The organism is Pseudomonas sp. PvP089, assembly GCF_017875165.1.
In the GTDB taxonomy this organism is placed as follows: domain Bacteria; phylum Pseudomonadota; class Gammaproteobacteria; order Pseudomonadales; family Pseudomonadaceae; genus Aquipseudomonas; species Aquipseudomonas fortuita.
Window position 1 is genome coordinate 206,627 of the sequence record NZ_JAGGME010000002.1, and the last position, 17,916, is coordinate 224,542.

Genomic DNA, 17,916 nt, shown 5'->3' on the forward strand with positions numbered 1-17,916 from the left:
GCAATGGGCAAGACACTGATCATCACTGAAAAAGCAACCGTAGCGGTCTCTATCGCGCAAGCGGTCGGGGGCTTCAGTAAGGTGGAAACATGGCTTGAGAGCGAGAACGCAATTCTTGCCCCCGCGGCCGGCCACCTGGTTGAAATCCACTCCGAGGAAATGGCCAAGGCCGGGCGGGACATCGGCAATTTGCCAGTGATCCCTGATCAATTCGACCTGAGGGTCATCGAGCCCAAGGCCAAGTTCTACAACGTGCTTCAACGCCTTATGCGGCGCCCGGATGTCACTGCTGTAGCGAACGCGTGTGACGCCGGCCGCGAGGGTGAACTGATTTTTCGGCTCATTTACAAGATGGCTGGGTGCACAAAGCCGATGCTTCGGATGTGGATGAGATCCATGGTCGATGACGCCATCCGACAGGCATACAAGAATATGCAGCCCGGCGCTGACTTCGACAACCTTGCAATGGCGGCAGAGATACGAGGCGAGGGCGACTACATCGTAGGCATTAACGCAAGTCGGGGGATTTCCCGCCTCTACGAGCGTGAGACAGCCAAAGCTGAAATCTTCCCGCTCGGCCGCGTGCAGACCCCAACGCTGTCCCTGGTTTGTGCTTTGGAGCTGGCCATTCTAACCTTCCGACCGGTTCCCTATTGGGAAGTGCACGGCAGTTTTGGGGTGGCCGCTGGTAAATACACCGGCAAGTGGGTGGCACCACAGCCCTCCGAGGCGAGGGGCGGATCCCAGCACCGGATCATGGATCGAGCAAAAGCGGATGCTCTGATCAGCAAGTGCTCTGGAGTAGCACCGAGCAGTGTGGTGGATGAAGTCAAGCCTGCCCAGACAGGCCCTGGCAAGCTATACGACCTCACCTCACTGCAGCGCGAGGCGAACCGCAAGCTTGGATTTTCTGCAGCTTACACGCTGGAGATTGCGCAGAAGCTCTACCTGGAGCTCAGCCTCACCACTTACCCACGAACAGACTCGGCTTACCTCCCTGATGACGCAATCAATGACACGAAGAAGGTCATGGGGATGTTTGGAGGAACCCCCTATGCAGAGCACGCGCAACGCGTGCTAGATGAAGGCTGGGTGCGACCCAACAAGAAGATTTTCGACTCGACGAAGGTGTCGGACCACTTCGCAATCATTCCGACCGGAAAGCGAGCAGGGGACCTAGAGCCGGACGTTCAGAAAATCTATGACATGATCGTCAAGCGCTTCATAGCCGTTTTCCATCCAGCGGCTGAGTATTCGGTGACTGTCCGGCTTACGACGGTGGCTGACGAACTCTTCAGGTCGACTGGCCGTGTGCTTGTCTCCCCAGGTTGGATGGTGGTTTACGGAGCCGGGATCGTCGAAGACGCAACCGATCGAGATGGTGACTCCGACGACAAGAAAGAGCTCGCACGGTACGTCAAGGGAGAGTCAGTCACTCCGCAGGGCATCGAGCTGAAGATGCTCAAAACCAAGCCTCCAGAACGGTACACCGAGGACACGTTGCTGGGCGCGATGGAGACGGCAGGGCGCCTGGTAGAGGATGAGGACCTTCGTGAGGCGATGAAAGAGCGGGGGCTGGGTACACCGGTCACGCGCTCTGCAATGATCGAATCGCTCCAATCCACCAAGGACGGTGCCGGCCGAAAGAAAGAGCCCTATCTCATCCAGCAGAAGAAGTACTTTGCTCCCAGTGCAAAGGGGATGACTGTCTACCGTTTCCTGGTCGACAACGGCATCGATGCCCTTACGTCGCCAGTTCTCACCGGGGAATGGGAGCACAAGCTCCGTCAGATGGAAAAGGGGGCGTACAAGCGGGACGCTTTTAAGTCCGAGCTTGCAGAGTTGACGACGGAAATCCTCGACACCATCAAGAACAAATACGCAGGTGTCCAGGTCAAGAAGCTTGGCGCTCTTTGCCCCACCTGTGGTGGCGCAGTTGAGATCCAGGCCCGAACGTTCATGTGCGAGCGGCAGTGCGGATTTTCGATATGGCGGGAGATTGCCGGCCGCATGTTGAAGGTATCAGAAGCAGAAACATTGCTTCGCGACAAGGTGGTGCTTGGGCTCAAGGGCTTTGTGAACCCGAAGAAATCCACCAAGTTCGAGGCCGGTCTTAAGCTGCTCGACACCGGAAAGGTTGAGTTCTACTTCGACCCGACGGCGAATACCAAGGACTCCAAAGGGAATTTCGTTTCCTGTCCGAAATGTCAGGGAGGCATGCGCAGAATCAAAGTGGCCAAAGGGCACTTCTGGGCTTGCGTCGATCGAGAGCAGTGCAACCACACGATGAATGATCGCGACGGCGATCCAGTGGAGCGGCCAAAGTCATTTCCATGTGACCTCTGCGGCAAACCTATGTACCTGCGGAACGCTGAAAAGTCTCCTTTCTGGGGTTGCAGTGGCTTTGTGAAGGGGGGCGGTGGGTGCTCTAACACCTTGAAAGACAACAACGGGACTCCGGTACCGAAGGAACAACCAGCCAGTTCTGACGGGGCGCCGTCTCCAACGATCCAGACAGACAGCGGAGCTTTTCTGTGAACACCAACAACAAGGTCATACGCGCAACGACCATCGTGTTCGGTTTCTGGTGGCTTTTGCTCACTGCCCGGGCCTTCGGCGGCTCTCCTATGGAGTTTTTAGATAGCTGGCCTCTGGTGGGCTACAACGTCTCACACTGGATCCTGGGTGTTGTTTCCGGCCTGTTCATCGGTGTCTGGTTCATCTGGTTCACCAGGTTGTCTGCACTGAACAAGCTGTACGCCGGCAAGAAAGGAAACATCCTCAACGGCGCCCGCTCGACGCTCGGCAAAGTTCCTATGCCCACTTTGGCTTTACCTCGCGTCGAGGCTGCGTCAAAGCGACTACCTATCGCAAGCAAAAAAGTGCTCGCCTGGGTTGCCGCCAATGAGAAGAAGTGGCCAGCCCATGTAGCGTTCTTCTGGGCCATCTGGGATACCTATTCTGCACATGCTCACTTCCCCGCATCGCATCGCAAAGGGGGGCACGGAAATCGTCGGCTTTGGGAGCATTGTCTGGCCGTGGCAGACACCGCGCTGGAGGACGCTGGCACTTACGTATTCGACGGGGTTTACATAAAGGCCCGTGGAAAGCCCAAGTTCAAAATCATCGACCTGAAGAACAAGGAATATCGATTTGACGCTACTGATCCACTGATCCCGATTCTGGGCCTGGCGCACGATATCGGGAAGCTCGAAGCCTACGTCCTCCTACCCGACGGTAGCGTGAAAACCCAAGAGGAGGGCGGAGCGCTCACCCCTCAAGATGACAACCGCATCTCCCACGACGCCCTGGGTGCGCGAATTCTTGCTCGCTTCCCAGAATACTGGGCCCTCCCTGCGCGCGATCGACAAGCCGTGAACCTGGTCATCGCACATTACCACCACCCAAGTGATTTCCCGGTTGACCGCAATGGCCTTAGCCTGGATGACCGCATGACAGCCCTCATGGAGTTCTTGATCCTGGCAGACAAGAAGACCGGCATGGCCGAGTCGAGCATCACAGAGACACTGAGTGATCACGAGATTTCTGAGGACGAGTCCAACGCCATTTATCACTGCTTCGTCGAAATCATCACGGAGTACGGCAGGGTAAACGGCACCGGTGACCAGGCCAAAGACTCCACACTCAAAATTGCTCAGAAGCATGACGGACTGATCGTCATCAGGGAAAAGGACCTACGGTCTCTCATCTTGGCCAAAATGGGCTGGTCGTTGGAGGAGGGTGAGGGTCGTTACCGCATGACCCTCAACCTGATGACAACACTCCAAGAAAAAGGGCTGCTGTACTCGCGGCACAATCATGCCGACATGAGCCGGTTCTTGCCGATGTACTCGGTGTCATTGCGCAACGCGCAAACAGGTGCACATCTGACTACCTGGGAGCCTTGCATCATCGTACTGCCAGTTGCCACGACCCCCGAGCTTGCCGGCCTCAGTGGTTTGCCAAACATGGGTACCAAACTGGACATCGAGCGCCCATTGTTCACACACAACCTGGGTATCACTGAAGCTGATGCGCTTCGTGCGATTGTTGCTCGCGGATTCAGCGCTGAGATTGCAGCGAAGGTGAACATCGCCGGCAAGCAGGAAGAGAAGCCAGCACCAGCACCAGCACCAGCACCAGCACCAGCACCACAAGCTCAGCCTGATGTGGAGCAGGGTCAACCTGCAACTGCTGTCACCAGTGGAGCGAAACCAGGTGCTATGACGACCGATGCAAACGAACATCAAAGCTCCTCGCCAGCCCGCACCACGGCTAACGAGGCCAGCGACGAGCACGACGCTCCAACTGGTATGTCAGCTGAAGCGCAAGCGGCACTGGATGATGACGACCCGATCGTGAGCGGCGGTGATGATGACGACCTACTAGACGACGATCTACAGAGCTTGTCGCTCAGCTCGTTTGGGCCGGGGCCAGAGGCAGAACCAGAGGATGACTTCCTAAATCTGGAATCTGGGCAGCCTGGTAACGATGACGTCGATGATGTTGATGATGTGTTCGGCGCGTTCGCGGTCAGTGAGCCCCTGCTGGCGGATACAACCGAGCAAAGTGGGTCTTCAGCGCCAGAACAAGAGGGTACTGCCCCTGCCACTGTACCGAACAATGACGCCCCAGACGTTTCCGTTCCTGTAGCGGTAGCTATCCCTGATCCAGACGCTGTGCCAACGCGGAGGGTAAGCCCGGCTGCCGAGGCTGCGGCACTCAAGGCACTTGCAGAGGCGGGCGCCAACTTCACTGCATTCGTTGCACCTAGGAAGAAAAAAACCAGCTCAGCTGAGCAGCTGCAAGGTATCCGCGCAGCAGTGAAAGCGGCAGAAATTCCGATCTGTGGGACAAGGGATGGATTTGATTACGTGCTGGAGGCCGACCTGATGATCTACGACCCTAAACTGAAATTGAGCACGCTGATTCGAACCGAGAAGTTGCCCACTGTAGAGGCTGCACCTGGAGTGGTGATGGTGGGCATTCCGGTTGCACCGATGCAACTGGTACCTATGAGCTACTGACCCTGACCATGACTCCCTGGCTGTCACGTAGAAAGCCAGGGAGGCATGATCAGTAGTTCATTTCAGCGAGCTGCTTTTCGGTCACTCGACTCAGCAGCCTGAAATAATCCGCTCGCGAATCTTGGTCAAACACCTTGGTTTGGACTGAAAGCATCATAGCAAGAGCGTCCTCCTCCGTTTTACCAGCAGTGAACGGCAGCGGTGCTGGCGCATAGTGGACGCTCCCGTTGCTAACCGCTACGGCTGCATCCAGCAAGCTCTTCACCTCCATGTAGCGCGGGTACCGTTTTGCGGTCAGGAACAATCCATCGTAAATATCATAATTGCCTTGAAGGGTCTGAACCAAGGCCGCCATCAATGGCCAGTTCGTGTCTGGACCATCATGATCTGATCCACCGACGGTAGGACTTGCGAAAAAGATGACTGTTTGGAAGTTGTTTTGGGCGAACACATCCAGAAGTGCTTTCAGGTTGGTGTCGGTGTCCGATGAAGTCTTGCGGTTGATTTCCATGTGATTTCCTCATTTATGTTGGTGCACCAAATGATGCATCACAAAGATACCACCATCCATCGGAAATAATCAACAAACACTTGACAAATTGACAAAATGTCAATATAGCAAACTATTCGTCTGCCGCTAGCGATCCCGCCTTAGCATCCCTCAAGCCTTCCAGCAGGGCAGTCTGCAGGGTGGTGTTCAACTCTCTCAGCTCCTTGTTCTGGGCCTCTAGGGCGCGCAGCCCCTGCTGGGTAGCCTCTAACCGACCACGCATCTCAGCCGCTTCGTCAGTGGCTTTCGATCGCTGAATCCTTAACTGGTCAACCAGCGTCAACGATTGCTGCAACTCCTTGCTGACCCTCTCTGTTTTGGCTCTCTCATCGTCCCGAACCCTTGCGGTCTCCATCATCAAGTGGTTCTCGGTTTTCTCAAGGTGCTGCTCTGCGGCAACCCGGGCGGTCTCGGCCTTCGCTTGGGCAGTCTCTGTCGCCGTGTTGGCTGCTTTGAGCTGCTCCTGAAGGCGCTCAAGCTCTCCACGATGCATCTCCTGGGTGCGCTCGATTGCACCGTGGTGCACTTCCTGAAGGCGCTTGATTTCCTCGCTATGCGACTGGCTTGAGGTAACGAGCTTTGCATTGAGATCTGCGAGCTCTGCTTGGAGCTGTCGAACATCAGCGCTCACCTGATCCAATTGGACAGTCAGCCGCTCCTTGTCCGCCATGAGTCCGGCCAGCTCTCGGCGCTGGGCCTCAAGGCTCGCTGAAGCAGTCCGTTCATTCTCCTGCGCCACCTTTGCCGCAACTACGGCGGCTGCGGCCTCCGCCTCAAGGGCTTTACGCTCAACCGCATGGGAGTCAGCTGCCGCTCTCAGGGCCACATCCCAGACCTCATCGAGCTTTTCGCACACCGCGTCAGGAACACCAGGTCTTCGCAGCCTGGCACTCAGGACAGGGCCTATCTCGCTCCAGAATTTCTTGATCTCCTCGTACACCAGGTTGGGCGAGGCCTTTATGTCGTGGTTGACGTAAATGCACTCACGAATATCCGCCTGGCGCACTTCGCGCCCCGCATCAAGTAGCTTCCTCGCGTAGACATGCACAAGATCCCGCGTACTTAGCCTTTTGTCAGATGAAATTCCGGTGCTGGTCATTAGGCGTAACCTGATAGGTAGATAGGTAAAGTCAGAAGGCTGGGCGTCGACGATCTCGACGAGAGGCTGGCTTGCGCCTAGGTCGCGCCATCAGACGGGGTGGCGCGGCCCAGGGGGGAGCTTACCCCCACGCCCCCAAAACTGCAAAAATGTACTGTGTATCATACGATCCCTATCGATGCGAGCCGAAACTCGTGAATATCTCCGATTATCACGAATTTTTCAGATGGCAAAAAAACGCCCCTCTAAAAGCCCATCGCTATCAGTAGCTGGCTTTACAGAGAGGCGTTTTTGATTTCTCGCTAAACCCTTATGGACAAGGGGTTCTGGAAATTTTGCTTGCGCTGGAGATCAAGTGTCTACGTCAGCTAAAAATGCGAAACCACAGTCATATATGCGAAAAATGCACAACCACAGTTAAACATGCTAAAGCAAAGCGGCATGGCATCCGCGGAGCACCATCGTCGAATCGATCCATGCTCATCCTCCAAAGCTTAGCACGGAGCGACCGCTGCCCGGCCAAGGTCCGACCAGTTGCAGAAAACCTGCAGAAGCCCTCTATGTCGAGCAGACGGACGCCGGCGGCAATCCACACGATCCGAGGCATGACAGCCAACGGCCGGAAGTAATTCGTGGACTTGGAGGAAAAACGCCATGGTCTGGGAATTAGTTCCGCAAGCATCCTAAGAATTACTTCCGAGGACATAGTAAAAGCACAGCTTCACCTTGCTCATGAGCCGCAGCGCCGTCCAGGGTTTGTTTGAACCGCCCTCGAATGCCGCTCCTACGTCGATTCTGATCAACTCGCAGGGGCTAACGTCGTCAGATTTCACACAGGAGCGCGTGAGGATCCGGTTATTTGGGCTCATTTCAGGGCTTACCGGACATAGTCCACCTAGCTCATCCAGCCACTTGATTTCACCATGAAAGGCCCTAAAATCAGGGCTTTCACCACAAAAGACTTGCGCTGTGGATCAAGCCAAAAATGCAAAGATTTCTCGTGGGCTGCTGCTCTTGCGCCCGGGGAAACTGTCCCGAGATGACTTCAAGCAACTGATCGTTCAGAAGGGATGGCGCATGGCAGATGTGGCTTGCCGATGGTCAATTCGCCCTGAGCACATGAGTCGCATCGCAGCAGACGACGACCGAGACTGTAAATGGGACGATCTGGCGCGAGCTCTACCTACACTGAGCCCTAACGAACAGGCCGCCGTTAAGGCAGCTCGACTAGTGCTGGCGCCACCAACAAAACGGCCGCGCAAGACAAATGCAGTCCATGAAGCATCGCCTGAAATGCCTCAAGCGATAGCGCCCCCTGCTGCGACACCCAAGCCTTTCAATTGGGATCATGATGATGATGACGATGATGACGACGATTTCGCCGGTGCCTATACCGACGGCTATCGTTGGAGACGGTACCTAACCCGCGGCGCCGAGCTTGTCGTCGACAGGGAGATCGACAACTTTGCAGCGTATGGGGCCATCCTGGTGGTGATCGCCACACGGGAAGGCGTCGATTCGGCTGGAGGTGCACAGGAAGAGTACCAGTGCGAAGCACCATCAGGGGCGCAGCGCTGGTTCGAGCCCGATGAGATTGACGACTGCCTTGTCTACAACGGCAAAACGCGAGACATACGATGAGCACGAACTCTCCAGCCGTACACGGAATTCCTTACCTCCAGGCCAAGTCAGAAGTTGCTCTGCTCGATCGCGAGTCAGCTGACGACTTTGATCAGGTCGATGTAATCCAAGCGGATAGCGACATCGAAGCAGCCTGGATGTGGCTCCATGCCAAAGGAAAAAATCCGAAGACCAGGCGCGTTATGCAAAAGGAAGTGGAGAGGTTCATTCTCTGGGCAATGCACACCCTGGGTAAGCAGCTCTCACAGATCACGGTGATGGACATCAACCAGTACATCGACTTTATGGATAACCCCCAGCCGACTGAGGTTTGGGTATCGCCTACAAAGCACAAGCGCTCGAACCCAGACTGGAGACCATTTGCAGGACCTCTTAGCAAAGCATCCCAGCAGTATGCCTTGATCCAGATTGGCAGCATGTACAAATGGATGATCAAGGGTGGACGCCTGAAAGCGAACCCCGTATCGCTCGTGGCAAAGCCACAGGTCGAAGTGGACTTAACAATCAAGCGACTGCTGCCCGAGGCTGCCATCGCCTTGGCATTCGAGGCTATTGCAGCGACCAAAAGCCCACGCAAACGGGCCCGTGACCATTTCATGCTGAGCCTGTTTTACATGACCGGTGTGCGGACGTTCGAAGCGACTGGGGCAACCATGGGCAAGATCAGGCGCTCTGCTAGCGGGGTTCTGTGGTTGGAGGTCCTGGGCAAGCGGAACAAAATTCGAGATGTACCGATATCCGATGATCTCTATGAGGACCTACTGCAGTATCGCGAAGCGTTCGGTTTGCCACGTGAGGTTCCAGTTAAGGACACAACCCCCCTCCTCCTAGCCTCGAACTCAAAGCTCAAACGCGCCCATAACGACACCATCCTGAAATCGATCAAAGACATCATGCATCGCGCTGCAGCCCTCGCTGTTGAGCGCAGCTTATTTGATTTAGCCGACCGGCTTGAAGAGGCCTCAACACACTGGCTCCGCCACTCGTGCTTTAGCCACCTGGCTAAAGCTACCGGCGACCTGGTGATGATCAAGGCGCTGGCTGGTCACAGCAAAATCGAAACAACCAGCCGATATCTGCACACAGAAGACGACGCTTTGCATGCAGGGGTCGTCCAAACACTAAGCACACCGCGACTACACCGGTAGTGTTGCCGCAGGCCAAAGGCCGCCGGCATCGAGGTCGAGCGGCTGGCCGCTGCCGCAGAATGAGGTCGCGCCAAGCGCTGCACAGGTCTGCTGAGCCCTGAGCTCCGACACACCTATGAGCTCCGTGACCTACTTCACCTCGCTCGATGCCCGGCCAACCGCGGGGCTCGCTCTAGGCCCCCTGCCTAGTTGTCCTTTGTTTTGTGCCTCTCCCTTACCTAATCCTGAGCGCCCTACCCTCGACATTTCATGCCGCAAAACGGTCTAACTATCAATTCAGTCATGCGGTTGACAGCTGGTTCTTCGAGATATGACCTAATGACAAACTTCGGTTTATGGTCTATCTCTATCTGGTAGAAACGCATTTATGCTTGTCTGACCGTATGGATTCGTATGAGAATGCGGTCATCCTACCTACTTGGCACTGGTAAATCACATGACTGCAGCTGCTACTCCCCTCGATCAGTACACTTTCACTGATTTCACTCAGTTAACCTTCACCCCACAATTTGTGGCTGAACGCTTGATGATAAGCACTCAGACCCTCAAGGCCATAGAGAAGGAAAACGACCTCAACATCGCTCGTGTAGCTCGTGGATCCGTTGAGGTTCGTAGCTACACGCTCGCTGACATGTTTTTGATCGCCTCGATTCGTCGCGGGAATGGAAACACTAAAGGCTTTTCCCGCCCCATCACCTGCTCTACGTACGTACAGAAGGGTGGCACCGCGAAAACCACCACGACCTGCAACATCGGCATCGAGTTCGCTTTGGCGGGATTCAAAACCCTGATCATCGACAACGATCCTCAAGCCGACGTGTCCAGCATGCTGGGCTATGATCCTGACCAAACAACCGAAGAGCTTGTAGAGCTTGGCCTCCCTGCTGATAGAGCTGTTGAGGGTCATCTCGGCAACTTGATCCGCCTCGGTAACTTCACAGAGATGACGCTTGACCAGGTAATCAAGAAACCTTTCGGCGAGCATGGCCCTCACCTCATCCCAGCGTTTGATTCTCTGGACGACATGGACGTTGTGCTACGGAATGCCCAGGGCGCCGACTTCCGGTATTCACTCTTCATCGAGCGAGCCCGCAAAGGCCTTCTGCCGCACTGCGACCTGTCGAGCTATGATGTGATCATCATGGATAACGCACCCTCTGGAACTATGCTTTCCCGTAACAGCCTTGCCGCTGCTGATTTCCTGCTGTGTCCTATCCGTATGGACAAATTCTCCTTCCGTGCACTTTCCCGTCTGGCGCACAAGATCAATGAAATGAGCTCCGATTTCGGCCGGGCCCCAGAGATCGTTGCAATTCCCACCATGTACATGCGCAACCGCCCACGTCTACAAGCTAACCTCGCTCGCTTGTCCAGCTTGTTCCCCGGCAAGGTTACCGAGCAACAGTTGTTCCACTCCGAGGACTACTCGAAAAGCTTGGAAGACGGTGTTCCTCTCTCACTTTGGAAGCAAGGTAGCGAAAACTCTCTGGGGGCGTTCCGCAGCGTATTTGAGGAAATGGTTGGCAGAATCAAAACGGTTTTGGAGAAGGGTAAATGAGGAGTTCTAGCCCAATTGGCAAACCAACCGTAATCCCGACGGCTGAGGGTACGAGCAGCATTCAAGGTGTTCACGTACCTAAAGTGATTCCGGAGGCCAACCTCCGGCCGATGAGCGATGTGCTGAGTGAGATGGACCTTGATGCGGAAACCAGCAGCTCAAAAGAGCCGCTTGAGCGTGCACCAGTTGCTCAGGCGGACCACGTACATGAGCCGAGCCTGGATGACATAGTCTTGAGCGGGGAGCGCTTGCCAGGCGAGGCGACGTTCTTGCCTTTGGCGCTCATACGCCGAGGCACGTATCAGCCACGCCGCAAGTTCGACCCTGAGAAGCTGGGTCTTCTCGCAAACACGATTGAAGATAAAGGCCTCAACAACGCGATTATCGTTCGCCCTCTCGCGGACGGTACTTACGAGCTGATTGCCGGTGAGCGCCGGTTCCTAGCCCATGAGCTGCTCCGCAAAGACCACATCTACGCGCTCATCCGTAATCTGTCGGATGCTGAAGCGGCTATCTTGTCGGTTACGGACAACGACGCCCGGGAAGACCTTACTGAATTCGAGCGAGGTGCGAGTTACAAGAAGCTTCTCGATGACAAGGTTGTGCAATCCCAGGCAGAGCTTTCCCGCCGTGTCGGCCGTAGCATGGCCACGATCAGCCGCTGCCTTGCTTATTTCAAGCTGCCTGAGGGTGTCATTTCACTGCTGGAAGAAGATCCTGACCTGATTGGTAATAGGGTTGTCTCGGAGATGGTTGCTCTAGCTGACAAGGGACATACTGAAACCGTACTGGCAGCCGCCAACCGAATTAAAGAAGGTGCGTCCCAGGACAGCGCAATCAACTGGGCCAAGGGCGAGGTCCGGCGCAAGACTTCTCCTCAAGCACCAATCCCTCCACGGCAGATCGACTATAAAGAGCGCACCCAATTGGATGCTCGTATTGATGGGCGCAAGTTGATCCTCACCCCTCCCAAAGGCATTGATCCAGCGGAGGTCCTCGCCTACATCGAGGAGATGCTCAAAGCTCGTAGCTAATTCGCTGCCACTCCGCCGCCGGGTCCTCCGGCGGCGTGGCGTCTACGCCCTCCCCCGGTTAATCCTCTGATATTTCTGGCTTTTCACGTTTTCACTGTGAAAATCTCATCCTGCGTTTTCTCCTTTTAGCTCCTATTTTTCACAGTGAAATTCTAGGTTCCGTTGGCTAGTTTTCACTGTGAAAATCAGATCGCTCGCATCTTTTCTCAGTGAAAATTTCACTCATCATCGAGGGTGTCGCGACCAGGCGTCTGACTTAACAGTCGGCATTAGCCTGGTGAGAAGATCTTGCTGCTCAAACCAACACGCACAACGCACCATTCACTGCATACTGCACAGTGATAACTGCACACTGCACAGTTACCACTGTGCACATCGTCCTACCTGCTTGGGCAGCAACGAAGATGCCCGCGTGGAGACCGTTTCACTGTGAAAAGGTCCATCGAGCTTGCCCCTCGCCCAGGCCGACTCCTCGCCTCCAGCCACTGCGCGTCGACTGGGGGAATTTGTAGCTCTCATACACACTTCCCAATGAGACTGGAGCCCCGTCCTGACTGCCGGCTACAGGCTGCGCTCCAGAACTGAGCTCTAAGATCAACGAGAGCGATATCACTGGCATCTCCCACAGGCTGATGTCGGTGCCGATCAGATCCGCTCACCCTTTCACAGTGAAAAGCACCTCAACATGAGCCGGCGAACGAACCAGCTGCTCAGACTGGTCTGGGCAGTCCTACACTCGGCCTGCCTGTCTTTTCACTGTGAATGACCACGCATCAACTGCAAGCACACCAACCCCATGGCGAGGGTTTTAATCACCACCCTTTCACAGTGAAATCATGAGCTTTCCTGGACGTCATCTGCGCTCGAACGATCCACATATAGTGGCAAGCATTGGGGATGACGAGGACAGGCCCCCACGCCCTCAAATAGGCTTAAGCCGCCCTTTCACAGTGAAAGGGAATACCCAAACGTCGACTCAATGGGACCTGATGCAGTCCAAGAGCTGCAGCCTTTCACTGGGTACAACCAGGTTCTTGGTCGTGAGGCGAGCCGGTTATCACGGGCAGGCTGATACGCATCCCGCTGGGCTTTTCACTGTGAAAAGATCTCTCCCTGATCTTGAGCAACTGGCCAAGGGCGCAAGCACGCGACCTGCCTGATTTTTTCACTGTGAAAATCGCGCCTCATTTTCCGATCCAGGCTGTGTGACTCAAACCATCTACCGGCCATGGGATGCAGTTGCACCTTAAGAGCTGTCTTGCCGGAGGGGGCCTTGCATTTCACAGTGAAAAGGAACAGTCCCGAGCTGCTGGGCTGATGCTACCCAGCGCCTTAGCCCTTGTTTGGGTAACGCTAGTACGGTCGCTCCGCCCCCACCTGATGCACACCGGCAGGTCGACCCTCATCATGGATAGCTTTTCACAGTGAAAAGGCATCCCCGGCTTAGAGCCACTGGCCGAGAGCAGCTAGAACGAGACATGCCAGGTTTTCACTGTGAAAACCTGGTCACCAGATTCTAAGTTCCAAGTACCACGACTCTCAGCTTTTGCTGTTAACGCATGTACCTACTTTCCAGTAGATGACTCCACTTGAGTGGCTCCAACCATTTCACCGTGAAAAGGTAGACCTGAGCTGCCCCAAGGGGGAACAGCTTGATGCTTCCCAAGCGACTCAATCATTCGGAGCATCAACGAAGCGTCGCCTGACCAGACCTGATTTACACGAGCAGGCCGATCAACATCTCGCGGGCTTTTCACAGTGAAAAGGTTTCCCAGGTACAGAGCCACATGCCAAGGCTTGAAACACGAGAAGGTTGAGACTTTTCACTGTGAAAACTAGGGCGCCTCGATCGCTGTTCCAGGGCGTGTGTCTCTGCCTGGTTGGTCCCTGTCATTTCACAGTGAAAAGGGATGTCTCATGCTAGGCCATAGATCCTGGTTTGATGCTGCCCAAGCGACTCAACCTTTAGCGGCAAAACCCAACGGTCAGCTCTGGTTGTGGAAAGCCGACAGGCATCATCCGGGCTGACTAGGGAGCGAGCACGGCTGACTCGATTAGCGGATATAGGCCAGTACCCATTCCCACGGTTTGTGCTAGCAGGTCCTAGGTAGGTCCTGTACCACCACAATGGAGTACCGTCCTATCCTTCGCGTGCTTTAGGTTCACGGAGCCAAACCACAACCTGCTATCATTCGATTCATATAGCGTACGTTTACGTGTTACATAGCGGATACACAACCATGTGCTGCATATCAGCAGTACAACCTATGGCGTAAACGCCCCCAAATCAGATCTGGAGAAACGCATGTCTATTGCACTGGTATTGAGTGAAGGCTCTGGAACCATCTTTGAAAACAAGAACCGCACGTCTGACGCAGCACCTGTGATGGTCGGCTACATGGAGTTCCCGCTGAACAAGGAGCGCAACCAGAAGCTCAAGCTTGAGGTAGCCGTCTGGGTCAAGCAGAAGCAGGGTACGAACGATAAGTTCTATTCGCTGTCGGTGGGTGGCATCAACGCGAGCCTCTTCAAGGAGGCCGACAAGAAGGAAAAGGGTCCCGACTACGCGGGGAGCTTCGGCTTCAACCACGAAATGCGGATCGCGGGATGGCGTAAGGAAGGCGTTGACGGTGGAGCACCATTCATCAGCCTCTCGGTTTCACCCAAAGTAAAGCCAGCTAGCCAGCAAATGCCATCAGCTGATGCTGCAACGCCAAACAGCCAAACGCCGAATGGTGCAGTGGATACAGGTGATCCAATGTTCCGATTCTGATAAACCCCACGACCCCGCCTTAGCGGGGTTTTTTTTTGGTGCGCCCGGCAGGGCGCGCTCACTCAGGGGTGGAAGTCCCCCGCACACCCGGCAAGGGGAAGTGCTAGCTAGAGGCAAGGGTTTCGCGGGCGACTGCGAGTCTGAAGGAAGCCCGAGGCAAATCGCTGGCCTGACGAACAGGAAGCGGATACGAGGCGGCATGGCGGGGTAAGCAGTCCGAAATCTGCAAAGCCCAATACTTGCACAGAACGCCATGACGTAGATCCGACAGGCATAAGCGTGAAAGCGGATGCGCAATACCCGGGGAGATCTGCGCGGTTGCCCGTCAGGGCTACCGGCACCGTGAGGTGCAGGAATGACCGTGCAGAAGTCAGCAGAGGGCATAGTAGGTCGCGAGACTGAAGGCCTGAACGATTGATACCGAGAGTAGGACAGCTGATCTCGACAACCCCCGATGACGCAAAAGCTCCCGGCACGGGAGGCCTGCCTGCCATGGCCGGACGGAATCCGGAAAGAAGCCCGCAAGGTGCTGAGGGGGTTGCGGTGACGGCTGGGCGAACGAAATCGGGGGGCTACCGGCTCATGGAGCGGGTGGTCGAACCCAGCAACATGCGACGAGCGTACAAGCGCGTCCTGAAGAACCGAGGCGCAGCGGGCGTTGATCGCCTGACGGTCGAGGAGCTGAAGGACTGGCTGTTGGTGCACTGGTCAAGCGTGAAGGCAGCACTGCTGGAAGGTCGGTACTTGCCACGGGCGGTTCGTCGAGTGGAAATTCCCAAGCCAAATGGCGGGGTTAGAACACTTGGCGTTCCTACGGTGGCGGATCGACTCATTCAGCAGGCGCTCCATCAAGTACTGCACCGATCTTCGAACCCACGTTCTCCGATGGCAGCTACGGCTTCCGTCCGCAGAGAAGTGCGCTCGATGCGGTCGTCAAGGCGAAAGAGTATGTGGCCGAAGGAAAGCACTGGGTAGTGGACATCGACCTGGAGAAATTCTTCGACCGGGTCAACCACGACGTGTTGATGGCTCGACTCGCCTATCGAGTGAGGGATGGTCGCGTACTCAAGCTGATCCGGCGCTTCTTAGAGGCGGGGATGATGGCTAATGGCGTGATTCAACCCCGCAGCGAGGGTACGCCTCAGGGTGGGCCGCTGTCCCCATTACTGTCGAATATCCTGCTGACCGATCTTGATCGAGAGCTGGAAAGGCGGCAGTTGAAGTTCTGCCGATATGCTGACGACTGCAATATCTACATCGGCAGTGAAGGCGCAGGGCAACGGGCGATGGCGAACATCAGAGCCTTCCTGGAGGGTCATCTGAAGCTACGTATCAACGAGCAGAAAAGCGCAGTAGCACGGCCTTGGAAGCGAAAGTTTCTGGGCTACGCGATTACGATCTATCGCCAAGAGACACGGGTGCGACCTGCCCCCGAAAGCCTGCGAAGACTGATGGATCGAGTTCGTGAGTTGCTGCGCAAGGGGCGAGGACGGTCCTTGTCTCACACTATAGAGATGCTAAATCCCGTGTTGCGGGGTTGGGCAAACTACTTTCGGCTTACCGCGAACATGCGGATGCTGGAGGAACTCGATTGGTGGCTGCGTCGAAAACTACGTTGCCTGCTCTGGCGACAGTGGAAAACCCCGAAGACCCGCGAACGACGACTCATCTTGCTTGGGCTTAGGCCTGAGCGGGCGTGGAAGTCGAGTGTAAACGGGCGAGGGCCTTGGTGGAACTCGGCATCCAAACACATGAATCAGGCAGTACCGACGTTGTACTTCGCCAAAATGGGGCTGGTCTCGCTGCGCAGCACTGTGCAGGGACTCCAGCGTATTAGTTGAACCGCCGTATGCGGAACCGCACGTACGGTGGTGTGAGAGGGCTGAGGGAAAAAAAAATCCCTCACCCTACTCGATCCTGTCGAATTGGCCAGGCACCACCCACGCTGACGTAAGGGCTCTAACAACAGCTTGGCAGGAAGCTACTGCAGTATGCGGAGTGACTGAGTGGCAGAGTGCTGTAGGAGGGCGGCTAACATGAGCGCCGGAGCGGTTGTCTAGCACCAGTCGGCCCCTTCGCAGCAAACTTGCTGCACACATCAAGCCAGAGAGCCGCTGCAGAGCAGGTCACCGGCCATGACTGACCCGATTCCGTTGCCAGTTGATCTACCGCTGAACGCACCACAACCTCGTTACCACTAACCGCAGTGATTTCGCCGGCAGAGATGATGGGATCTACGGTTAACGAGCAACGTGACCACCCAAGCCTGCCCCCTTGTTCGGTTTGCTCTGGTCGACTCGATCGCCCATCGCGGGTTAAGCCCCTGCCACATCCATCCGGCACCAGGGCTCCAGCACGCCCGCTCAACGGCAGATTGTTGACCTGCCATCGCTGTGCTCATTGGTTTTCACGTGAAAACCTGGCGCCGTCCAATTGTGCCATTGCTAGATGAACGCCCCCTCAACGGCCCGTCCCCCTGGATCCGCCGGCCGATATACGAGCTAAAGCAGCGAATTGTGCCATCGCTAGAGGATCGAGAGCGCCTAGATTGCCAAATGTGCCACGCCTAGAGCCTAAAGCAGGATCCGCCCACCAAATGTGCCATCGTTAGATGATGGTCCTGGAGATAGCGTCCACTCCAGATGTGCCACGCTTAGTGCAGTAGCTCATCTGGCTTATGCCACTTTTCACAGTGAAAACTATATCAACGATGCCGTTTACGAGCTCCGTTCAACTAGTACAAAGAGACGGAGGCAATGTGCGTCGAGTCTATCAGGTAAGAGAGGGGGTCCAAGGGGGGGCTTACTACCCTTGCCCCCTCAATTGTGCCATCGTCAGGGGCACTGGAGGCTCTGTAGGTGTCTGATAAGGCTCAAGAATCGAAATGTGCCATCGTTAGAGCATTGCTAAAGCAATTGCTGAGGATTAGCGCGTTTGGGTGCCGCGAATCTTGAGGAAGAGTGCCATCGTTAGGGCTGGTGCATATGCCCAGTTATGAGCCGCAGATAAGCTGGAGGCACCGTATTTATTGGGCTCCAGCAAATTGTGCCATGCCTGGGAAGCCAAATTCCTAGGGACGGCACAAT

10 protein-coding genes are annotated in these 17,916 nt (G+C 55.6%); 8 read left to right on the forward strand and 2 right to left on the reverse strand.

The window, feature by feature from the left end:
• The first annotated feature begins 3 nt into the window (after positions 1-3).
• Together J3A71_RS30835 and J3A71_RS30840 are read left to right on the forward strand one after the other, a co-directional pair.
• Positions 4-2,538: a DNA topoisomerase gene (locus J3A71_RS30835; RefSeq protein ID WP_016486988.1), complete on the forward strand. Its 2,535-nt coding sequence runs from the start codon at positions 4-6 to the stop codon at positions 2,536-2,538.
• Positions 2,535-5,027, forward strand: a complete 2,493-nt coding sequence (locus J3A71_RS30840; protein ID WP_060546687.1) for a hypothetical protein — start codon at positions 2,535-2,537, stop codon at positions 5,025-5,027. Before J3A71_RS30835 ends, J3A71_RS30840 begins: the two co-directional genes overlap by 4 nt.
• Before the next feature lie 49 nt (positions 5,028-5,076).
• On the opposite strand, the gene J3A71_RS30845 is transcribed toward J3A71_RS30840, so the two are convergent.
• Together J3A71_RS30845 and J3A71_RS30850 are read right to left on the reverse strand one after the other, a co-directional pair.
• Positions 5,077-5,538: a hypothetical protein gene (locus J3A71_RS30845; RefSeq protein ID WP_016486990.1), complete on the reverse strand. Its 462-nt coding sequence runs from the start codon at positions 5,536-5,538 to the stop codon at positions 5,077-5,079.
• A gap of 112 nt (positions 5,539-5,650) precedes the next feature.
• The gene (locus tag J3A71_RS30850) at positions 5,651-6,676 is read right to left on the reverse strand and encodes a DNA-binding protein (RefSeq protein ID WP_016486991.1); all 1,026 of its coding nucleotides are present in this window, start codon (positions 6,674-6,676) and stop codon (positions 5,651-5,653) included.
• 969 nt (positions 6,677-7,645) lie between these two features.
• Between J3A71_RS30850 and J3A71_RS30855 the strand changes: the two genes are divergently transcribed.
• The 6 genes from J3A71_RS30855 (at position 7,646) to ltrA (ending at position 16,671) form a co-directional block, all read left to right on the forward strand.
• Complete coding sequence (locus J3A71_RS30855; RefSeq protein WP_169739404.1) at positions 7,646-8,317, forward strand: hypothetical protein; 672 nt, start codon at positions 7,646-7,648, stop codon at positions 8,315-8,317.
• A complete protein-coding gene (locus J3A71_RS30860; RefSeq protein WP_004574781.1) occupies positions 8,314-9,465 on the forward strand; it encodes a tyrosine-type recombinase/integrase in 1,152 nt (383 codons plus the stop codon). The genes J3A71_RS30855 and J3A71_RS30860 overlap by 4 nt, the downstream gene beginning before the upstream one ends.
• Positions 9,466-9,901: 436 nt before the next feature.
• Positions 9,902-11,023 carry a ParA family protein gene (locus tag J3A71_RS30865; RefSeq protein WP_004574780.1) on the forward strand — a complete coding sequence of 374 codons (1,122 nt, stop codon included), beginning with the start codon at positions 9,902-9,904 and terminating at the stop codon, positions 11,021-11,023.
• Between the two features lie 110 nt (positions 11,024-11,133).
• Positions 11,134-12,057 (forward strand): ParB/RepB/Spo0J family partition protein, encoded by a 924-nt coding sequence (locus J3A71_RS30870; protein ID WP_169739405.1) that lies wholly within the window; start codon positions 11,134-11,136, stop codon positions 12,055-12,057.
• Between the two features lie 2,305 nt (positions 12,058-14,362).
• Positions 14,363-14,830, forward strand: a complete 468-nt coding sequence (locus J3A71_RS30875) for a hypothetical protein (protein ID WP_004574778.1) — start codon at positions 14,363-14,365, stop codon at positions 14,828-14,830.
• Between the two features lie 863 nt (positions 14,831-15,693).
• A complete protein-coding gene (gene ltrA, locus J3A71_RS30880; protein ID WP_256250398.1) occupies positions 15,694-16,671 on the forward strand; it encodes a group II intron reverse transcriptase/maturase in 978 nt (325 codons plus the stop codon).
• Positions 16,672-17,916 lie beyond the last annotated feature (1,245 nt).